Origin of the sequence: Paenibacillus sp. FSL H8-0259 (assembly GCF_037963255.1) — a bacterium.
Taxonomy (GTDB): domain Bacteria; phylum Bacillota; class Bacilli; order Paenibacillales; family Paenibacillaceae; genus Paenibacillus_AQ; species Paenibacillus_AQ phytohabitans.
Window position 1 is genome coordinate 1553556 of record NZ_CP150147.1, and the last position, 19008, is coordinate 1572563.

The 19008-nt window shown below is 51.8% G+C and carries 20 protein-coding genes and 1 tRNA gene; 17 read left to right on the top strand and 4 right to left on the bottom strand.

Annotation, left to right across the window (positions count from 1 at the left end; genetic code table 11):
* Positions 1–12 precede the first annotated feature (12 nt).
* The 3 genes from NSU01_RS06685 to NSU01_RS06695 all read left to right on the top strand — a co-directional run bounded on the left by NSU01_RS06685 (position 13) and on the right by NSU01_RS06695 (position 1621).
* Positions 13–381 (top strand): helix-turn-helix transcriptional regulator, encoded by a 369-nt coding sequence (locus NSU01_RS06685; RefSeq protein WP_042134309.1) that lies wholly within the window; start codon positions 13–15, stop codon positions 379–381.
* A 119-nt stretch (positions 382–500) separates the two neighbouring features.
* Positions 501–583: transfer RNA gene (locus NSU01_RS06690), tRNA-Leu, on the top strand.
* A gap of 123 nt (positions 584–706) precedes the next feature.
* Positions 707–1621 (top strand): polysaccharide deacetylase family protein, encoded by a 915-nt coding sequence (locus NSU01_RS06695; RefSeq protein WP_076242369.1) that lies wholly within the window; start codon positions 707–709, stop codon positions 1619–1621.
* 139 nt (positions 1622–1760) lie between these two features.
* On the opposite strand, the gene NSU01_RS06700 is transcribed toward NSU01_RS06695, so the two are convergent.
* The gene (locus NSU01_RS06700; protein WP_076242370.1) at positions 1761–2240 is read right to left on the bottom strand and encodes a glutathione peroxidase; all 480 of its coding nucleotides are present in this window, start codon (positions 2238–2240) and stop codon (positions 1761–1763) included.
* 187 nt (positions 2241–2427) lie between these two features.
* Between NSU01_RS06700 and NSU01_RS06705 the strand changes: the two genes are divergently transcribed.
* The 3 genes from NSU01_RS06705 to NSU01_RS06715 all read left to right on the top strand — a co-directional run bounded on the left by NSU01_RS06705 (position 2428) and on the right by NSU01_RS06715 (position 3935).
* Positions 2428–2847 carry an organic hydroperoxide resistance protein gene (locus NSU01_RS06705; RefSeq protein ID WP_042140820.1) on the top strand — a complete coding sequence of 140 codons (420 nt, stop codon included), beginning with the start codon at positions 2428–2430 and terminating at the stop codon, positions 2845–2847.
* A 283-nt stretch (positions 2848–3130) separates the two neighbouring features.
* Entirely contained in the window at positions 3131–3409 is a 279-nt protein-coding gene (locus tag NSU01_RS06710) for a hypothetical protein (protein ID WP_039296361.1), read from the top strand.
* A gap of 127 nt (positions 3410–3536) precedes the next feature.
* Positions 3537–3935, top strand: a complete 399-nt coding sequence (locus tag NSU01_RS06715; protein WP_076242815.1) for a thiol-disulfide oxidoreductase DCC family protein — start codon at positions 3537–3539, stop codon at positions 3933–3935.
* A 109-nt stretch (positions 3936–4044) separates the two neighbouring features.
* Here NSU01_RS06715 and NSU01_RS06720 read toward each other — a convergent pair whose 3' ends face one another.
* The gene (locus NSU01_RS06720; protein WP_076242371.1) at positions 4045–5235 is read right to left on the bottom strand and encodes a copper amine oxidase N-terminal domain-containing protein; all 1191 of its coding nucleotides are present in this window, start codon (positions 5233–5235) and stop codon (positions 4045–4047) included.
* Between the two features lie 294 nt (positions 5236–5529).
* Between NSU01_RS06720 and NSU01_RS06725 the strand changes: the two genes are divergently transcribed.
* The 10 genes from NSU01_RS06725 to NSU01_RS06770 all read left to right on the top strand — a co-directional run bounded on the left by NSU01_RS06725 (position 5530) and on the right by NSU01_RS06770 (position 16253).
* Positions 5530–6687, top strand: a complete 1158-nt coding sequence (locus NSU01_RS06725; protein ID WP_076242372.1) for a hypothetical protein — start codon at positions 5530–5532, stop codon at positions 6685–6687.
* Positions 6684–7955, top strand: a complete 1272-nt coding sequence (locus NSU01_RS06730) for a CpaF family protein (RefSeq protein ID WP_076242373.1) — start codon at positions 6684–6686, stop codon at positions 7953–7955. The genes NSU01_RS06725 and NSU01_RS06730 overlap by 4 nt, the downstream gene beginning before the upstream one ends.
* Before the next feature lie 62 nt (positions 7956–8017).
* Complete coding sequence (locus NSU01_RS06735) at positions 8018–8809, top strand: type II secretion system F family protein (protein WP_076242816.1); 792 nt, start codon at positions 8018–8020, stop codon at positions 8807–8809.
* 18 nt (positions 8810–8827) lie between these two features.
* A complete protein-coding gene (locus NSU01_RS06740) occupies positions 8828–9700 on the top strand; it encodes a type II secretion system F family protein (RefSeq protein ID WP_076242374.1) in 873 nt (290 codons plus the stop codon).
* Between the two features lie 13 nt (positions 9701–9713).
* Positions 9714–9902 carry a Flp1 family type IVb pilin gene (locus NSU01_RS06745; RefSeq protein ID WP_076242375.1) on the top strand — a complete coding sequence of 63 codons (189 nt, stop codon included), beginning with the start codon at positions 9714–9716 and terminating at the stop codon, positions 9900–9902.
* The gene (locus tag NSU01_RS06750; RefSeq protein WP_076242376.1) at positions 9899–10564 is read left to right on the top strand and encodes a TadE family protein; all 666 of its coding nucleotides are present in this window, start codon (positions 9899–9901) and stop codon (positions 10562–10564) included. The genes NSU01_RS06745 and NSU01_RS06750 overlap by 4 nt, the downstream gene beginning before the upstream one ends.
* A gap of 335 nt (positions 10565–10899) precedes the next feature.
* Entirely contained in the window at positions 10900–12975 is a 2076-nt protein-coding gene (locus NSU01_RS06755) for a hypothetical protein (protein ID WP_144025955.1), read from the top strand.
* A 15-nt stretch (positions 12976–12990) separates the two neighbouring features.
* Positions 12991–13965: a TadE/TadG family type IV pilus assembly protein gene (locus NSU01_RS06760; RefSeq protein WP_076242377.1), complete on the top strand. Its 975-nt coding sequence runs from the start codon at positions 12991–12993 to the stop codon at positions 13963–13965.
* A 27-nt stretch (positions 13966–13992) separates the two neighbouring features.
* Positions 13993–14505, top strand: coding sequence for a prepilin peptidase (locus tag NSU01_RS06765; RefSeq protein WP_042134324.1), 513 nt, complete (start codon positions 13993–13995; stop codon positions 14503–14505).
* Between the two features lie 41 nt (positions 14506–14546).
* The gene (locus tag NSU01_RS06770) at positions 14547–16253 is read left to right on the top strand and encodes a DUF6382 domain-containing protein (RefSeq protein WP_076242378.1); all 1707 of its coding nucleotides are present in this window, start codon (positions 14547–14549) and stop codon (positions 16251–16253) included.
* Here NSU01_RS06770 and NSU01_RS06775 read toward each other — a convergent pair.
* Together NSU01_RS06775 and NSU01_RS06780 are read right to left on the bottom strand one after the other, a co-directional pair.
* Positions 16244–17149: a TIGR01777 family oxidoreductase gene (locus NSU01_RS06775; RefSeq protein ID WP_076242379.1), complete on the bottom strand. Its 906-nt coding sequence runs from the start codon at positions 17147–17149 to the stop codon at positions 16244–16246. The two genes, NSU01_RS06770 and NSU01_RS06775, sit on opposite strands and share 10 nt — an antisense overlap.
* A gap of 50 nt (positions 17150–17199) precedes the next feature.
* Positions 17200–17664, bottom strand: a complete 465-nt coding sequence (locus tag NSU01_RS06780) for a DUF2621 domain-containing protein (RefSeq protein WP_042140824.1) — start codon at positions 17662–17664, stop codon at positions 17200–17202.
* Positions 17665–17835: 171 nt separating this feature from the next.
* Here NSU01_RS06780 and NSU01_RS06785 point away from each other — a divergent pair, with 171 nt between their 5' ends.
* Positions 17836–18963 carry a deoxyribonuclease IV gene (locus tag NSU01_RS06785; RefSeq protein ID WP_076242380.1) on the top strand — a complete coding sequence of 376 codons (1128 nt, stop codon included), beginning with the start codon at positions 17836–17838 and terminating at the stop codon, positions 18961–18963.
* Positions 18964–19008 lie beyond the last annotated feature (45 nt).

A 19008-nucleotide genomic window follows, 5' to 3' on the forward strand; every position in this document is an offset into this window, starting at 1 on the left:
GCGGGTTACCGAATGCACTCCATTTACGAACGAATTGAATCTCTCATCAAACGGCAAGGACTTACGAAGAAAGCTTTCTGTGAGCAGCTGAATATCAGCACCGGCAACATGGGAGACTGGAAGCGGGGCAAGTCGACGCCCGGCACGCATAAGCTGATTGAGATCGCCGCATTTTTTAATGTCAGCCTCGATTGGCTGATTCTGGGCAAGCGGAGTGTGGACACGGTGAAAGAAAGCGGAGAGGATTATTTTTTTGGCCAAATACGGCAATTGAATTGCCAAACGGATGAACTGCTGCAGAAAGAGAAGGAGTTTATCAAGGAATACATTGAATTTACAGAGTACCGTAAGCGCAAGGCGGATGACGGGAATTCTAATTAAATAAGCGATGCTCTGACAGGAGTGAAAATTCTTAAAAGGGGATCTTTACTTTTTGCGGCAATGGATTTATAATATTGAATGTTGGCCTCAAACAAAGCTTTAACATTTGTACACACCGCGCGGTAGTGGTGGAATGGCAGACACGCTATCTTGAGGGGGTAGTGGGTGTATACCCGTGGAGGTTCGAGTCCTCTCTACCGCATAACATGTAACAGCAGAAACCTGAAATTCCTTATCCATAAGGGACTTCAGGTTTTTTGCTGTTTATTTGGGTTTGCAGCTGCAGGAGCATGGAGTGAAATCAAATAAGAAGGGGATGAGGATAATGTATACCGGACGGAGTAAAGAATGGAGTGGGAAGCGGAGTCTGAACGGGCGCTGCCTGATTATTACTGCGGATGATTTCGGCATGTGCCACTCTATGAATGAGGCGATTATGAAGCTTTGGGACACAGGGGCCATTACTTCCGCCATGATTATGATGCCAGGGCCCTGGGCTAAGCAGGCAGCTGACTATGCCGCACATAACCGCGAAGCGAATATCGGTGTGCATCTTACGCTTACTTCCAGTTTCCCGCAGTATAAGTGGGGGCCGGTGACGAGAGATGGAAGGGTTCAATCGTTAATGACTCAAGAGGGGTACTTTTGGGGGACATCGGCTGAAGTGGAGCTTCAGGCTGCTGAAGAAGCAGTCAGGACTGAAGTACGCAATCAGATCGAAGCCGCCATACGGATGGGGATTGATCCGACACATCTGGACAGTCATGAGGGCAGTCTATTGGGACTGGCGGGCGGACGCGATTTTCTGGAGCTGGCCTTCGACTTGTGTGAGGAATACCGGCTGCCGTTCAAGCTGCCCCGGAACATTGTGAACCAGTCTTTTTTATCTCCGCAGATGCGGGAGTTGTTCCAGAAGAGAATTCATTCGGCAGACCGCCGGGGAATCCCGCTGATTGATGATTTAATCATTCTGCCTTATGAGCAGGAGCAGGGGGAGGGTTATCCTGATGTGAGGCGGCAATTATCGCAGGCCATCCAAGAAATGAAAGCTGGAATAACGGAGCTGGTCGTGCACCCTTCAAGGGACACTGCTGAAATGCGCACCCTTACCCCCTCTTCGGCCAAAAGAGAAATGGAATATAACTTGTGTATGGACAAGGAATTCAGACAGCTGCTGGTGGACGAAGAAATCCGATTGATATCCTGGAAGGACGTACGTGAACAGATGCGCTTGGGCTAGATAAGGCAAGGCTTGCGCCGGGGTTAATTACAGGAAGTTACCGGTAAGCTTAAGATGAAAAAAACACCCTTTACACCCGGCATTCATGCGGGCAGTAAGGGTGTTTGTATTTTGCGGCAGACAGATGAATTAGGTCGCTCTACTCCAGCAGCTTGGCGATGTCTGCTTCAATCTGGTCCGGTGTGGTTTGCGGTGAGAACCGCTTCAGCACGCGGCCTTCCTGATCCACCAGGAATTTAGTGAAATTCCATTTCACGCTCTTGGAGCCGAGTACGCCGGGTGCTTCTTTGGAGAGATATTTGAATAAAGGATGGGCTTCATTGCCGTTGACATTGATTTTCTCATACATAGGGAAGGTTACACCGTAATTAATCTCGCAGAACTCGGCGATGTCTTCGCTCTCACCCGGCTCCTGTCCGGCGAATTGGTTGCTGGGGAACCCCAGAACTTCGAATCCGCGGTCTTTGAATTTATCGTACACTTCCTGGAGACCCTTATATTGAGGAGTGAAACCGCATTTGCTGGCTGTGTTCACGACAAGCAGTACTTTACCTTTGTATTTGGAGAGTGATTCTTCCTGGCCCTTAAGGGTGTTGGCTTCATAATCATAGACACTCATGGATAATTCCTCCCGAACATTGATTTATCACAATTTAATTGTACACTATTCACCGTCAGAAGCAACCCTCCAGGTTGTGACAACATTGCATAATCGTTTCAAAATGCAGGGGATGTTTAAGTTAAAGGTATGTGTCGGTACAAAATCCGCTTGAAAAAGGAGAAGATCAAAGATGACTGCAGTGCAACTGAAGGCGTTATATACAGCTACAGCAACCGTTCGCGGGGGCCGCGAGGGTTCAGTGGAATCATCGGATGGAGCCCTTAAGCATGACCTCAAAATTCCGAAGGAGCTTGGCGGTCCCGGCGGTGCCGGTACGAATCCTGAGCAGCTGTTCGCGGCAGGGTATGGTGCCTGCTATGAGAGTGCACTAGCCAACATTGCCCGTAAGGAGGGCGTGAAGCTGCAGGATGTGGAGATCACTTCCAACGTGCTGATTGGCAAGGACGAGAGCGACGGAGGCTTCAAGCTTGCGGTTAAACTGGATGTGAAGCTGCCGGGTATTGAACGGTCTGTAGCGGAAGATCTGGCGAAGAAGGCTCATGATTTCTGCCCGTACTCGAAGGCGACCCGCGGAAATATTGAGGTTGAACTGAACGTACTGTAAGGTATGGTGAAGTTATATCATTGAAAATGATATGTTCCCGTATAAGGCCGGACAGCCGATGTCCGGTCTTATACTATGTGGAGCCGCAGAAACAACGGGTAGGAATGAACAAAGCTGGGAATAATGGCTAAATAGAGTCGGAGAAGGTTAGAAGTGCAATAAATAGCGGGCGCGAGCTTGCTGTTTGGTTGACATCACCCCGGAAATTCTTTAATATGTCTAAGTATCTGTTAATGTCGCGTGTGCTATTAACTACCAAAAATTTAAATAATGGGTGATGAAGATGTCTTACAGACCGAATATTACGAATGTGACCAAAGCCAGCAGCAATGATAAGGAAGGATTGTACGAGTTCATTATCAAGCTTGCTGACGGAACGGAGTGCCGCGCGTTCTACAATCGGTTTCCGGAATGGAAAATGACGAACATCAGCCGCCTGCTCAAGACGCCATGTCCGGTATGCCGCAAAGATTTCATCTGCAGATGCATGGATTCCTTCACAGCTGATTTCGAAGGGCAAATGATCGGGGACGAGTGGATTAACAAGGCAATTGCTGAATAATTACACGTACGGACGTTGTAGGCGCGGGAGCTATCCCGCGTTTTTTGTTTTTTTTCAGAAGAGGATATGAAGGGTACACTATGATTAAGAGGAAGGGGGCGGCGAAGTGGCTGAAGAGTACAAGGAAATGCAGGGTAAATCCATTGTGCTGATTGATGGAGTCTGTCATCTGTGCCAGGGGCTGGTCCGGTTCATTGTTCCCCGTGATCCCCGGGCGAACTTCATGTTCGCCTCCTTGCAGAGTGAGCCGGCCAAGGAATTGCTGAGGGCTGGCAGCCTGCCCGGCAATCAGTTAAACACAGTGGTGCTTGTGGAGAACGGCAGCTATTATACAGAGTCGGCTGCAGTGCTGCGGATTGCCCGCAGACTGCGGTTTCCGTGGCCGCTCGCATATGTGTTCATCCTGGTGCCGAAACCGCTGCGTAACGCCTTGTACAGGCTTGTGGCAAGGAACCGCTACCGCTGGTTCGGCCGGGATGAACAGTGTCTGCTCCCGTCACCGGATCTGAAGCGGAGATTCCTGTAGCCGGAAACCGGGTTTAATACAAAGCAGTGCCGTCCTCTGAGGACGGCACTGCTTTTTGGGGTGCAGATTATTTTGACGCAGATGAATTCAATGTTTCCTGAGCAGTTCCTTACGGCTTCAAAGGTTCCGTTTTAAGCATATAGCTCTGGGAAAGCTTCCATTTGCCGTCAGCAGACTTCTTCAGGGTTGTCACAGTGGTGGAGCGGCTATCCGGTAACGCAGGACCGCTTAGTTTCTTGGTCGTCTGCACCAGATATACGGAAGCTTCATCGGCTGCATAATCAATGATCTTGGAAGACTCGATAGCGGAATCCAGATCATAGACCTGGAACATCTGGGCATACACCTGTTTGGTCTGAGTATATGCGGGAGAAGTCTCGTCAATGGTCGAGAGCAGGCCGTCCAGGTTCTCTTTGTTGGTATAATCAAAATTAGCCTGAACCACAGCATTGATCAGATCTTCCTCAGCTTTGGGGACCGAAACTGCTGCTTCGAGTGTCCCCTCCGGAAGGGAATACTCTATTGCTTTGATCTGCAGATTGCTGATCTGCCACTGTGTGCTGGCGGTACTCCGGGTCAGGGAATAGATGTACTCAGCTTTGCTGTTCAGCATAAAAGCACCGCCGAGCTTCTTGCTGGTTTCGATCGTCTGCACAGTTGCTTCACTCTTCTGCACATCAATAATGTTCAGCTGCTCAATGGTGGTCTTGGTATCATACTCCGCCATTTGTTCCTCAAGCTGCGGACCAATCGCGGTTAGCGGAGACTGCGGATCGATAAGCGACACGAAACCTTTGGCATTCTCATTATTCAAATAGTCGGCGTACTTATCGAACAGGGCTGAGATTTCTTTGGTGGATGCAGCAGTGTCTGCTGCGCTGGTAATCGCTACGGTATTAGCTTTGGCATCCCAGCTCACCTGGTTGCCGGTAGCTTCACTGACGAAGCGCAGCGGGACATACGTCACATTATTAATCATCCGGGGAGCGGATACCAGCGACTTGACCGTTCCATTCACGCTTGCTTTTTTGCTGCCGATCTGCAGCTTGATGCTCAGGCCTTCCTTACTGGCGGTGATGGTGCTGGTCTTGGCATCCCAGGTAAGCTCCAGGCCCAGCTTCTCGAAGATCGGGCGCATAGGCACGAGGATAGAATCGTTGTCTTTGACCGGCGAGCTGGAACTCAGGTTCAGCTTCTGCTGATCAATCAGGACTGTAATAGGTTGTTCTGCTGCGGCAGCGGATAAGCTGACTGCACCGGATAAGGCAAGAACGGCAAGGAATCCGGGAATTAGTTTCATAATTGTGAAACTCCTCTCTATAATCTGGACTAACTTATGTATGTACGTATGTATTATAAAGGTACGCGGAGAATGATCACATATCCCTTGCAGGACATGTGAGATAGGGGGATTCTGGGAGGTTCACTCGGATATTGGTAAAAAAGATATTGCTGAGCTCTTATATATATGCTACTATAGCTGTAAATTAAAGGAACAGTAACGGAAGCACCGTTCAATGACCGTATCCCACGGTTATTGGCGGTGCTTTTTTTGCTGCCATTTTTGCCAATATTCTGAGAGGAGAGTGATTTCATGACGGCAAGAATTGTACTTGCAGTCCGGGAGAGCGAGTACATTGAACCGCTGCTGCATTATCTTCACCATAGTGAGTATGGGGAAATGCTGCGGATCACAGCGTTCAGCAGGCTGGACACTTTTATGGAATTTATGAAGGGAGACGAGATTCCGGATGCCGTTGCCGGTGACCCTTCCTTCATTGAAGCCTGGCTGGTGGAAGGAAGGAGCACGGTTCCGTGGGCAGTGTTGAGTGATGCGGGAGATCTGCCGAATGCCGGTAATGTGGCAGGAGGAATGAGGATTGCCAAATACCAGGCGCTTCCCTCGCTGCTGGAGTCCGTTCTCCAGCTGTGTGATCTGAAGCGGGTCAGGACTGCTGCTGCTCCCAAGGAGCAAACACTGCTGCTGGGGGTTGTCTCGGCAAGCGGCAGCAGCGGCAAAACAACGCTTGCCCTGAATATGGCGAAGCAGCTTGGTGCACTCGGCCTCTCGGTGTTCTACCTCAACCTGGAGAGTGTGGACAGCAGCGGATTATATCTGCGGATGCCGGGCGGTAACGCTCCGGGCTTTGAACGCCTGCTCTACGAACTCAAGGCTGGGGGAGAGAACAAGGGAGGGAGGGGGAAGCCCTTATGGAAGGATTATGCGTTCAGGCATGATAGCCTGCGTTGTGATGCATTCAGACCTGTGGAAAATTTCAGGGAAATGCTTCAGATGTCACGGCAGGATACGCTGGAGATATTAGAAGGGCTGGCTGCGTCCGGAAGCTATGATGTGATCATTGCGGATACCGGAAGCATTGAGGAGGAGCGGGCTCAGGCTGTATTACACAGATGCGGACTCCTGCTGTGGGTACTGAAGAACGAGCAGGTAAGCCGGCACAAGACGGAACGCTGGCTTACCTACTTCGACAGCCCGCATTCCGGCATGCCCACGGAACTGAGAGCCAGGAGCAGATTCGTGATGAACTGCTGTTCGGATGCGGTGAATGACAACCTCGCGGATGCCCGAACCGGGCTGGCGGGTACACTTCCGTATATTCCTTCCTGGGGGATGCAGCATTACGGAGAGCTGTGCCTGAGCTCACCTCAATTCATAGCGGGAGTACAGCAGCTCTGCAGAAGCATAATTGAACCGGCTTTGCCGGGCGTATTTACCGGGAGTTCTGCATGAATGAAGAAATGTTCAGAGCACTGCGCAGCGACATCCGGGCAGGGCTGGACGTTACTTCGGCCATAGGAAACCATGAGCTTGCCGTTTTTATTGAACGGATTATTCTTGGACGGGACAATCTGCAATTTTTGACGGCCAAGGAGAAGCACGAGCTGGTGAAGAAGCTGTTCGACTCCTTCCGGGGGCTGGATATCCTGCAGCCGCTGATAGATAATCCGGCCATTACCGAGATTATGATCAATAGCCATGAGGAGATCTTTGTGGAGGAGGATGGCATGATCCGCAGACTGCCGCTGGCTTTTGAATCCAGAAGCCGGCTGGAAGATATTATCCAGACTGTAGTCTCAGGTGTTAACCGGGTGGTGAATGAGTCTTCGCCAATTGTAGATGCCCGGCTGCAGGACGGTTCGCGTGTCAATATCGTGCTGCCGCCTGCTGCGCTAAGGGGCCCGGCAATGACCATCCGCAAGTTCCCTGAGACACCTATGACCATGGCCGAGCTGGTGACGCGTGAAGCGCTCAGTCAGGAAGCTGCAGAGCTGCTGCAGATTCTGGTTGCGGCCAAGTACAACATCTTCATCAGCGGGGGGACAGGCTCGGGAAAGACTACCTTTCTGAATGCCCTGTCGCAGTTCATACCGCCGCAGGAGCGTGTGATTACGGTAGAGGATTCTGCGGAGCTGCAGATTGTCACGGTCCCGAATCTGGTCTCGCTGGAGACCAGAAATGCCAACACGGAAGGAAGGGGTGAGATTACCATCCGCGATCTGATCCGCACTTCACTGCGGATGCGGCCGAACCGTATTGTTGTTGGTGAGGTGCGTGGAGCAGAGTGCCTGGATATGCTGCAGGCGATGAATACCGGCCATGACGGAAGTTTATCAACAGGCCACTCCAACAGTGCGCATGATATGGTCAGCCGTCTGGAAACTATGGTTCTCAGTGCCGCGGAGCTGCCGGTAGCTGTAGTCCGTCAGCAGATCGGGTCAGCGATTGATATATTCGTACATCTCTCACGGCTGCGGGACCGTTCACGCAGAGTCATGGAGATTTGTGAAGTTGCGGGTCTGCGCAGCGGAGAGGTTGAGCTGAATCCGTTATATGAATTTCGGGAAACCGGGGAAAGGGATGGCCGGGTACTGGGCGGCCTTGCCGCCTGCGGCAATCCGCTGCTGCATACAAACAAACTGCGAATGGCCGGAATCAGTGATTATTCATTGCTGCGCTTCAGCGCAGCCAGAAGGAAGCAAGAGGAGGTTGTGTCCTGAATGCCTTGAAGAACAGAAGCCAGAGTGTACCCAAAGCGGATAGAAGGATATTCGCGAAAGGAATAAAGCCGGTTCAGCCGCCTGGCGGATCTGCTGCGGGCGAGCAAGCAGTGCTTCCGGATTATACCCGGTACGAATTGAACGCCATGCAACGAATTCTGGTCATTCTGACAGGGGGTGTACTGTTATTTGGCCTTGGTTACCTGTTCTATCATCATCTGCTTCTCTCTGTGCTGCTTGTGCCGGGCAGTGCAGCCTGCCCCCGCCTGCTGCGCAAATATCTGCTCCAGCGCCGGCGCTCAGCGCTTAATCTGCAGTTCAAGCAGATGCTATTCTCGCTCTCTTCATCGCTATCTGCCGGACGGTCGGTAGAGAATGCATTTCGCGAGGCGGTGCTTGATCTACGGATGCTTGACCCTGAGGGAAGCGGTGACATGATCGCTGAGCTGAATATTATCTGTACCCGCATGGAGTACGGGGAGCCGGTAGAAGAGGCGCTGTATGATTTCAGCAAAAGGGCAGGCATGGAGGATGTGGAACGTTTTGCAGATGTATTCATGGTCTGCAAGCGGACGGGCGGGGATCTCGTGGAGATCGTGCGCCGCACTTCTACAATTATTGGAGAGAAGCTGGATATTCAGCAGGATATTGCGGTCAGTATTGCCCAGAAGAAATTTGAGGCCAAGGCCTTACTCGTCTCTCCGCTGATGATGGTGATGTTCATGAGCCTGACAGCGGGAGACTATATGCAGCCGATGTATACAGGTGCTGGAATAGGGGTCTCCACGCTGGCGCTGATTGCCTTATTTCTCTGCTATCTCTGGACCTCCAAGATCATGGATATTCCATTGTGAAGAGGAGGGAGGGTTGACATGTCACTGTTATGTGCTGCAGTCATGCTTATCTTCACCGCCGGCTGGATGATTCTGCGCTTCAAATGCAGCGGCCGCTACGCAGCGCTGCGTGAGCTGCCCATGGCAGGGCTCCGGCTGCGGTGGCTGGGCGAGCCAATCCTGCTGCTTGTGGAGAAGGGGAAGGTCGTTAGCCTAATCCCGGCAGTAATGTTCAAAATTCAGCGCTCACTGCAGCGGATCTACGGCATGCGCCATAGCGCAGAAAGAACTTTGCTATTCATGGGAGAGATGTTCAGCTACAGCTGGCTGTTGATCACAGGAGGCAGCGCACTAACCTTGTTTACGGGTGAGCAGGCGGGAATCTCAATTGGCGGCCTCCTGGCAGTTCTACTTCCGGTTGCGATGGTCAGTGACCTGCACAAGAAGGTGCGCCTGCGGGAGCAGCTAATCCTGCTTGAGCTGCCGGAGCTGCTGAATAGCCTAGTCTTGCTTGTTGGTGCAGGCGAGACGGTGCAGCGGGCAATCCTCCGCTGTGTCAACAGCCGCCAGGGAGACAGTGCCCATCCGCTGTATGCTGAACTGCTGAAGATGACAGCGGAATGGGAAGGCGGCTATTCGTTCCAGCAGGCGTTTGAGAACTTCAGCAAGCGTTGTGCGGTGCAGGAAGTCTCCATCTTCACAACTACAGTACTGCTAAATTACCGCAGAGGCGGAGCTGACTTTGTTCTGTCGTTGCGTGATCTGTCGCGGATGCTCTGGGAGAAGCGGAAGGCTATCAGCCGGACCCACGGGGAACAGGCTTCCTCAAAGCTGGTCTTCCCGATGGTGGTTATCTTCTTAATTGTGATTGTGCTGGTGGGGACACCGGCGCTGATGATGTTAAAAATGTAGGAGGTAGAAGCATATGATGACGCTGATTGCAGAAGGTGTGAGGAATTTTTGGAGAGATGAAGATGGACTGGGCACGCTCGAGATGATACTGATTATTGCTGTGTTGATTGCGGTAGTGATGGTGTTCCGTGAAGAGATTGTAAAGGTAGTTAAGGATTTGATTAGTACTGCCGGAGATAAGAGTCAGGAAGTATTTGAGTGATTCCTCTACAGGAGGAGGAGGGAAGCTTCACAATCGAGGCTTCGCTTCTGCTGCCGATCATTATGTGCATCACAATGCTGCTGCTGTTTTTCTCCCTCTACAGCTATCAGAAGTCGATGCTGCTGCAGGTGGGCTCAGCTGCAACCGAGCGTGCGGCCTACAATTGGGAGAATAGCAACAGGGCGGTGGATGGGGAATTCGCAGCTGGGAATTATGATCCGCTGTACTGGAGAATCAGCGAAGATGGATTATTGGGGTCCTTGTTCGGAAAGGGGGCACAGAATGGTAGTACGGCAATTGTACTGCCTGGTGAGGCGGAGGGTGGGGGCGAATTGCCCGTAGTGAAGCTGCGGCAAGCTTCGAAGATTGTCCCGTTGAATCTGACGGGAGAGCTTAGCTACACTTACGGATTCACAGGCCGCAAGATCAGTGCTGAATTAAAGAAGGTGCTGAGTTTACCGGTCTTGGATGAATTATTGGCGGATGAGGCGGTTCCCGAGGTGTCTGCCAGCTCCTATGTTACTGAGCCTGTTGAGTTTATTCGAACCGTAGACCTCATGCGTTACTACGGGTCCAAGTTCAAGAATCATTCATCCGGCAGCAAGGAGGACACGGGCATGGAGAAGAAGAACGCTGCCCTCATGCTGGACAAGCTGCACTAAGCTGCCAATATCTCGGCGGGACTGGTTCAGGTGATGGGGCTGGAAGGAGGTGATAACGGATGCTGCATTCCAAGGAATGCAAGTTCAGCAAGCTTCCTAGCCCGGGCCGCTGCCGGAATTACGCAAGGCGGAGCGGAACTAGGAACAGAAGTAGCAACAGAAGTAGCGATAGTAATAGAACCGGAAGGTTAGTTAGGTGTACTTTCAGATATCTGCATACAACTGAAGGATCTGTCTCCATTTTTCTGATTATGATATTGGCTTTCGTATTTCTTTTCACCACTGTGCTCATAGATTACGCGCGGATTGCGGCTGTGAATGTGCAGGAGGAACGTTTGGCGAGAGCAGGGGTCCGCTCCGTGATGTCCTCTTATGATATTACTTTACGGGACCGGTATGCCCTGTTCGCCTTCGGCGGTAACGATGGCAATCAGCTGCTGTCCAAGGTGCTGAACGATAATCTGTATGAGAGCGGGCGGGCAGATGCCTTTAATCTGCTGCCGGTAAAGCTGGATTCCTCTTCGCTGAACTGGAGCCGGCCGCTTGGCAGCTATGATATCTTCCGGCGGCAGATTATTGAAGAAATGAAGTATAAAGCACCTGTTGATTTCGCACTGGAGCTGGCAGGAAAGCTGAAACCCCTGTCTGCGGCAATGACGGAGGCTTCACAGACAACACAGATACTGGGAGACCTGCAGCCTCTATATACTCAGCGTGAGGAAGCATTGGAACTTATGCTGCAGAAGAGAAGAGAGGCTGCTGACAGTACAGTGAAACTGCAGAAGCTTCTGATGAATCCTCCTGCTAATCATATATATCCTGCTGGGCTGGGCTCCATTGCCTCTGCAGCGGATATCCCGGCGATGTATAACGATTATTTCGCCAAGTATTACGAGGATTTGTTCCGGGATACCAAAAAACCGCCAAAGTACTCAGGAGTTCTATCGCTGTATAGAAATCAAGTATCTGATTTGATCAGCCGGATACCTGGTGTTCTGGCTGAGGTTCAGGCAGATCATAACTCCCGGTTACAGGAGGCCAGATCAGCACTTACGAAGGCTGAGGATTTAAACCGGCAGATGAAAAGCATGCTCGATCAGTCAATGGCTGCCGCAGATACTGCCGGAAATGATCCTGCGCGGAACTGGGACATCCCGGGGAGCGTGGAAGAAATGAATTCAGAGCCGCTCAGGAAGCTGAGGGAACAAGCAGCAAGCCTTATTCTCCCTTCATCCGAGTTCAGTACTATGGACAATAACTTAGGGGAACAGGAACAGGCTGCAATGAACCTGGAGCCGGCAGTATCCGGATTACCAGCCGTATTGAGTGCATTATCAGGATCATCTGGAGAGTATTCAGGCATGGTTACAGGTGTTCTGAATGCTTCAGGGACAATTCATAGTTATATACAGAATTATGGCGAGCATGGATCCATTATTACAGCTGAGGCCGCGCAGATTGACGGCCGCCGGACTTCGGACAGTGGGCGCAGGCAAACGGAACAACAGGCCAAAACCAAGCTCGGGGAGGCTATGAAACTGCTTAATGAGATCCGCGGTCTGGGTGAAAGCGCAGAAGAAGCCGTGGAACGGTACCGTAGTCTGCGTCAATACTACGAGGAGAATGTCTCTTTCAATGAGGGTATAGAGCAGGAAGCAACAGTTACTGTGAATAGCGGTGATCAGTATACTGCCGGAAAATCATCAATGAAAAATATGGACGGCTTGTACTCAGCGATGAGCAGTGTTCTGGAAGGCACCAGGGACAGATTGTATCAAACAGAGTATTCAGCAATGTATTTCCGTCATTTTGATCTATCGGCGCTGACTCCGCTGGCTTCCGGGTCTGCGGAAGGACTCGGAGAAAAGCTCGGGGAACAACTTGATCCTCAGGCTCAGGAGCTGGAGTATATTCTGTATGGCTTCTATAATCCTGCCGGAAATGTAGCGGCGGCATATGGGGAGATCTTTGCCTTGCGGCTGGCCGTACGGACTATGGAGGGAATGATAGAGAAAGCCAGTCTGGGCAATCCGCTGGCGGTCCTGGCTGCTGCACTTTTGTATGGAGTTGAACAGGCTGTTCAGGACATGCTTCTGCTCTGCAGGAACGGGGAGATTCCTTTATCCAAATATATGACCGCGAAGCTTACCTATCGTGATCATTTGCGGTTGTTTCTTCTGCTTCATGGAGGAGGGGAGGAACAATTGGCCCGGATGCTTGCACTTATCCGCCTGAATACCGGCACTGATCCGGCGGGTAAGTTCACGTATGCCTCAGCAGAACTCACAATGGGCATGCCGCTGTGGTTTCTCCCTGGAGTAGTGAAGCTGGTGGATTATAGTGCAGGACTCTCAGGGGACGTCCGGGGTAAGAATTATTTCAGGAAAGTAGGGGCCGACTTTTCTTATTGAAGGAGGATTGGCCGAATGAAGCTCTGTCTGCGGAAATCGCCGGGCCCGCGTGATGAAGGCAGCATGGTTGTAGAAGCGGCGCTGGTTCTACCCATGTTTCTGTTATTTGTCCTGTTCCTGATCTTTATTGTGCAAATGACACTATATTCCACGGCGCTGCAGAGCACGGTTTCCGATACGGTTAAAATAGTCTCGGCGCATATGTATCCTGCGGCTTTGGCCGCACAGCAATGGGATGATGCAGGTGAAGCAGAGAACACAGATTCGTCCGCTGGCTCTGCCTCTCCGGGTGTATGGAGTATTCCGCGGTTGTCGCTTGCCGAATGGAGCGAGAATTATGTGAAAGAGCTTCCTGAGCCTATGGAATCTTGGGTCAGCGCTGCAGTCCAGCAGGGAGAAGGGCCGCTCCAGAAGGTGCAGGCCGGAGCTTCCGAGGCCGTACTGGATATCGCACTTAAGCCTATGCTGAAGCCGTATCTGTCTTCGGACTGGCTTAAATACAGCCGGATTCATGTGTCTAATGTAACCGTCCCTGATCTGAATAAAGGAACACATCCTTACTTCGGACTGGTAGTCAGCTATGATTTGCCGATGAAGGTCCCGTTCCTGAATCAAAAGATTGTACTTGAGGCCAGTGCAGTCGAACGCTTATGGATCGGCAACACAGATGTATCCGGAGATGGCGGTGCGGCCGGACCCGATGAAGAAACAGGCATCATTGTCGTCCTGGAGAAGCCTAATCCGGGCGTGGCGAACCATCAGGGCCTGATAAAGGTTAAGGTGCCTCCGGGTGCTTCGGCGAACCTGGCCATTTTTTACAAAAGCGGTCAGAGCACGGCCAAATATCTGGGCTGGAAGCAGGCGGATGAGAACGGATATATCGAATGGGAATGGAAGATAGGCGTAAATACAACACCGGGGACCTGGCCCTTCGTCATTTGTTTGGCTGACGGCACCTCCTTGGAGGCTACTTTTACAGTTGTGAAATAACTGAAGTTTACGGGAAGGGGAGTGGGGATGACAGAATGGGCTTTTTGGGGCTGCCTGCCGTTCCTGACAGCAGCATTAATCACAGATATACGCTGGATGAAGATCCCTAACTGGATCACATTGCCTGCACTGGTTGCAGGAATATCCCTGCAGGTGATTATGAGTGGCTGGCATGGACTGCTCTTATCTCTGTGCGGTGCAGGTTCGGGGTTTCTGCTGCTGCTGATCATGTATTTCATCGGGGCAGTGGGGGCTGGAGATGTTAAGCTTTTTGCCGGAATTGGTGCCTGGACTGGTGTATTGTTCTCCCTGCAGGTAATTGTGTATTCAGTGCTGTTGGGAGCCGTTGTCGGCTGGAGCATGATTCTCTTCAGGCGGGGAGCAGGCCGGAGGGTACGCGGTATATTAAGCAGAAGTGCGGGATTCCTGCTGCTCCGTAATACGGATATGTTCAAAAAAGGACAGGCGAGTGATCTGCTCCGGTTTCCGTTTATGCTGGCTGTTTTTCCGGGATTTATCTGTGCGTATTATTATTTCTGACTTGAGGTTTGGAGTTATAACAGCTCAGGAGGTGAAGCTGCTTGTTTGGACTGGAACGTGATTTCGTGCAGCAGGATGGGATAACGATGCTACTCGGCAAGCCTGAGGGATTGGCGGCAGGAGAGCTTAACATGGTTCAGGCCCGCATGCTGATGAACACCGGCATTCCGCATCATCTGCGGCTGCTTCTTAGAGAGATAGACCTGCAGGTGACACTGGAATATACCGTATCAAGACGAAAAATGCTGGGGGCTCTGCTCAAAAGTGAGAGGCTGAGTATGCTTGAATTCTTCGGGCTGCTGCTGCAGATCGCTGCAGGAATGGAGGAGGGGCGCCTGTATATGCTGCGTGCAGAGCAGTACGCGTTGCATGAAGACTACATCTTCATTGAGGGTCCGTTAAACAGTGGAAAAGTGTTCCTTACCTACCTTCCACTGCAGCATACAGAATCAGCTGTAAGTCCGGGGGAGTCACTCAGATCACTGATCATGGTTTTTATGACGGCCATCCATGAGCTGTCCGGTGACGGAATGCAGCGGCTGCTGCAATACTGCGGGGAGGAGGCTTTCAGCCCTGCAGGGCTTAAGGAACTATTAGCAGAATTGCTGACAGGGGCAGACCAATACAGGGCTCCTCCTGAAGCCATGGGGCTGGTTCAGGGGAAGCTGGCAGGAGCGCCGATTCGGTCAGCAGACAGAATGGAACAGCCTCCGCTCCTTAATCTGGAAGAGCCAAAGACGGCTTTCCCGGGGAGAGCAGCCTTCGCGTGGGAGCAAGGAGGTAAGGAGAGTGTGCCTCCTGCTTCTGGACAGGCGCCAGATCAGGCTCCATGGATGAGCGGCGCACCGCGGCTGAAGCGGAAGGATGGGGGAGCAACCGGAGAACAGCTGAGGCCTGATATGCCTGAACAAACCCTCCAAGCTGCTGTGGACGGAACATCATCGTATCGGACGTATATTGTACTTGGTGCAGTGCTGTGCGATGCGTTGTTATGGAAGTTTCTCTATTTAAATAATCCCTTGACGCTTTGGCTCGCGGTCTGTGCAGCAGTAACTCTGGGGCTGGCAGTTGTATGCTGGATGGTGTGGAGCGGTAGGATTACCCGGGGCGGATCTGAGGAAGAGGAAGAATTTTTGGAGGAGGGGATAGAGGACAGGAAGGGTACAGGCCGGAAGCTGAGGAATGAGCTGGAATGGGATTTTGGCAGAAATCCGGTAGCGCCGTTCCGGACTTCAGCTCCCGCTTACATGCGTTCAGAACAAGCATCATCTGCTGAAATCTCTTATCTTAGGGGGACAATGGCAGGCGGACAGGGTACAGCCCCGGAGATTGCCGAGGAACGGCTTCATGTGAAAGAAGCGCCTGCTGCTGTAGCTGCCACGGCGCTGCTTATCCGGGAACCGGAACCGGTTAAAGGGGGTGGGCTCCCATCAAGCGGGCGGGCAGTTCCTTATCTGGAAAGAAGCGAGGCGGATGACGGCGGAACTCCTGAGAGAATTGAACTGAACCGCCCCAGCTTCATTATTGGCCGCTCTTCAGAGGTCGCCCAGTATGTAGAGACATCTGAAGGGGCATCGCGGGTGCATGCCGAAATTTCCAGAAGCTCCGGCGTATATATCCTGAAGGATCTGGACTCAAGGAACGGCACGCTTCTCGCTGGTGAGGTTATGGTTCCTTATAAAGAGTATCCGTTGACCGAAGGAGCGGTGTTCACGATTGTTAAGGGCTGCTATACGTTTCACACTTGAGATTTCAGCTGTTCAAGTGCCGGCTGCAGGGTTGGATAGGTGAACGTGAAGCCGTTATTCACCGCTTTGGAAGGAAGTACGCGCTGTCCCCCAAGCAGAATTTCCGACAGCTCACCTACGGCAGCCTTCAACAGAAATGCCGGGACGGGGAACCAATGCGGACGATGATAGACTTTGCCGATCATGCTTCCGAATTGTTCGTTCGTAACCGGCTGCGGTGCAGTGGCATTGACAGGACCCTCGATCTCAGGATGAAGAATGCAGAATTCGATTAGCCGGACGATATCCGTCAGGTGAATCCAGGACAGCCACTGCTTGCCGCTGCCGATTCTGCCGCCGAAGCCAAGGGAGTACGGCAACCTCATTTTGGGAAAAGCACCGCTCTCATTGCCCAGCACAACGCCTGTGCGCAGTTTGATCAGCCGGCAGCCCGAATATGCTTCATCGGCAGCCTCTTCCCAGGTCTTGACGACTTCTGAAGGGAAGTCTACAACGCGGGTTGGAGAAGATTCATTATAGGTATCCTGCCGTGAAGTCCCGTAAATGGCGACAGCAGAGGACTGGACGACTACCTGGGGCTTATGCTGCAGCGACTGCAGCAGCTTCCCTGCTGCGGTAACGGTTTCCAGCCGTGATTTCATAATCGCCTGCTTGCCGCTTTGAGTCCAGCGCTGGCTAAGGGAAGCTCCGGCAAGATTAACCAGTGCATCTGCGCCTTCGGCAGCTTCTGGATTTGATTTCAGACTGTCCCAGGTAAGATAGCTCAGACCCGGATGAGCTCGTGGGTTCGCCGGAAGCTTGCGGCCGACACTGATGAGCTGATGCCCGCTTTGCAGCCAATATTCGGTTAGTTCGCTGCCGATGAAGCCGCTGCCTCCGCAAATGATATATTTCATAGGGGTGCTCCTGTTCTGGACGCCTGACCATGGCGTGACCTGATTAGCAGTTATTTGACTAAATGTTTATAAGGTGTGTAGTCGATGCCGTTCTTTTCCAGGAAGGTAACCAGAAAGCGGTTATCGCGCCGTGGTGTGGCTATAATATAGCCTTTGATGCAGTGCTCGCGGGTTACCTCCGGAGCGTTGCTCTCCACAGCAATTCTGCCGATCTCGGCAGCAATGGAATGTTTGGCGATGTCGCGGAAGGGGCCGGGTACCGGCTGAACCAGCTGGTCCAGAAAAGCCTTCATCTCGTCGCTCCATAGTGGACGGCTGCGTTCTACCCAGTAATTCTGCCAGTCCAGCTTGGACTTGCCGTCAGCCTTGGGCAGTACCTTAAGAAATTTGCGGAACATAAAATAGCCGCCGATGCACATACAGCCCAGCAGTAAAAAGGTCCAAAATGCGATGGAATTCATAAACCAGTTGCTCGGAGCTGCAGATAACAAGCTTGAGGGTGAATGAAAATGCATGTATACACCGCCTTTGACAATGATGATTGTCACTTTCCTTTTACTCATCTAAAGTATAGCGTATTTCCAAAGTTTTGCGAAGCGGAAGCAGCCTTCTGGGGCTTGCCTAGATTTATTTTCCCGATCACGGTAGAATAAGGGTTAATTCGTGAAGGAAAGAGGGAAATAGGCATGCTGAAAATAGGTTCACATGTGTCCTGCGCGGACAAGGGTCTCCTGAGCGCGGCCAATGAAGCAAATGAGTACGGATCTACCTCGTTTATGATATATACGGGAGCGCCGCAGAATACGCGCCGTAAGCCAATTGAATCGATGTTCCCTGAGGAAGGGAAGCTGGCTATGGCGCAGAATGGCGTCGAAGAGATTGTGGTTCACGCCCCATACATTATTAACCTGGGCTCCTACAAGGAAAGCACCTACCAACTGGCAGTTGATTTCCTGCAGGAGGAGATCCGCCGTACCCATGCGCTTGCCGTTAAGCATATTGTCCTGCATCCGGGTGCATTTACCGATAAGGATGCCGAATATGGCATTCAGCGTATTGCAGACGGACTAAATGAGGTCCTTGGCGGTACGAATGAGACGGAAGTGCATATTGCTCTGGAAACAATGGCCGGCAAGGGAACAGAGGTCGGACGCAGCTTCGAGGAGATTGCTTCCATTATCGATAAGGTCGTACATAATGAGCGGTTGTCCATTTGTCTCGACACCTGTCACATTCATGATGCCGGATACGATATCGTGGGCGATCTGGATGGCGTGCTGAAGAAATTCGACGATACCATCGGCCTGGGGCGGCTCGGCGTTATCCACATTAATGACAGCAAGAATCCGCGGGGAGCGGGCAAAGACCGCCATACTCCGATTGGCTCGGGCTATATTGGTTTTGAGACGATCAACAATGTCGTACATCATGAAGCACTGGCAGGTCTGCCGTTCATTCTGGAGACCCCGTGGATTGGCAAGGATGCCAAGAAGCTTCGTCCAATGTATGAAGTGGAAATTGCTCTGCTGCGCGGCAATGTGGCTGAACGTTTCGGAGCGGAGTTCCTGCAGGAGCTGGAAGAGCTGCATGCTTTTTTTGCCAAACAGGAGCTGGACTCCCGCCGCTATGTGCTTGATGTATGGGAATTGCTGAAGAATGATGCCAAAGCCAAAAAAGCCGATCCCCGTGAACCGCTGGAACGTCTCTATGACAATGTAATTGCCGCCGGATTATTCCCTCAGCTTAGTGAGGAAGCTGTCAACCAGCGGCTGATCGCCTGGCTGGCAGGCAAGCAGCTGCTCGTGAATGCTTAATCCAACAACAGATTGCGCAAGCAGATGAGAGGATGGACGGAGAAA

Excerpts from the sequence above, each read along its gene's own strand:
- NSU01_RS06740 (WP_076242374.1), top strand. The coding sequence starts at position 8,828 with ATGTCACTGTTATGTGCTGCAGTCATGCTTATCTTCACCGCCGGCTGG.
- NSU01_RS06695 (WP_076242369.1), top strand. The coding sequence starts at position 707 with ATGTATACCGGACGGAGTAAAGAATGGAGTGGGAAGCGGAGTCTGAAC.
- NSU01_RS06715 (WP_076242815.1), top strand. The coding sequence starts at position 3,537 with ATGCAGGGTAAATCCATTGTGCTGATTGATGGAGTCTGTCATCTGTGC.
- NSU01_RS06760 (WP_076242377.1), top strand. The coding sequence starts at position 12,991 with ATGAAGCTCTGTCTGCGGAAATCGCCGGGCCCGCGTGATGAAGGCAGC.
- NSU01_RS06785 (WP_076242380.1), top strand. The coding sequence starts at position 17,836 with ATGCTGAAAATAGGTTCACATGTGTCCTGCGCGGACAAGGGTCTCCTG.
- NSU01_RS06725 (WP_076242372.1), top strand. The coding sequence starts at position 5,530 with ATGACGGCAAGAATTGTACTTGCAGTCCGGGAGAGCGAGTACATTGAA.
- NSU01_RS06765 (WP_042134324.1), top strand. The coding sequence starts at position 13,993 with ATGACAGAATGGGCTTTTTGGGGCTGCCTGCCGTTCCTGACAGCAGCA.
- NSU01_RS06775 (WP_076242379.1), bottom strand. The coding sequence starts at position 17,149 with ATGAAATATATCATTTGCGGAGGCAGCGGCTTCATCGGCAGCGAACTA.
- NSU01_RS06745 (WP_076242375.1), top strand. The coding sequence starts at position 9,714 with ATGATGACGCTGATTGCAGAAGGTGTGAGGAATTTTTGGAGAGATGAA.
- NSU01_RS06730 (WP_076242373.1), top strand. The coding sequence starts at position 6,684 with ATGAATGAAGAAATGTTCAGAGCACTGCGCAGCGACATCCGGGCAGGG.
- NSU01_RS06685 (WP_042134309.1), top strand. The coding sequence starts at position 13 with ATGCACTCCATTTACGAACGAATTGAATCTCTCATCAAACGGCAAGGA.
- NSU01_RS06700 (WP_076242370.1), bottom strand. The coding sequence starts at position 2,240 with ATGAGTGTCTATGATTATGAAGCCAACACCCTTAAGGGCCAGGAAGAA.
- NSU01_RS06720 (WP_076242371.1), bottom strand. The coding sequence starts at position 5,235 with ATGAAACTAATTCCCGGATTCCTTGCCGTTCTTGCCTTATCCGGTGCA.
- NSU01_RS06780 (WP_042140824.1), bottom strand. The coding sequence starts at position 17,664 with ATGCATTTTCATTCACCCTCAAGCTTGTTATCTGCAGCTCCGAGCAAC.
- NSU01_RS06710 (WP_039296361.1), top strand. The coding sequence starts at position 3,131 with ATGTCTTACAGACCGAATATTACGAATGTGACCAAAGCCAGCAGCAAT.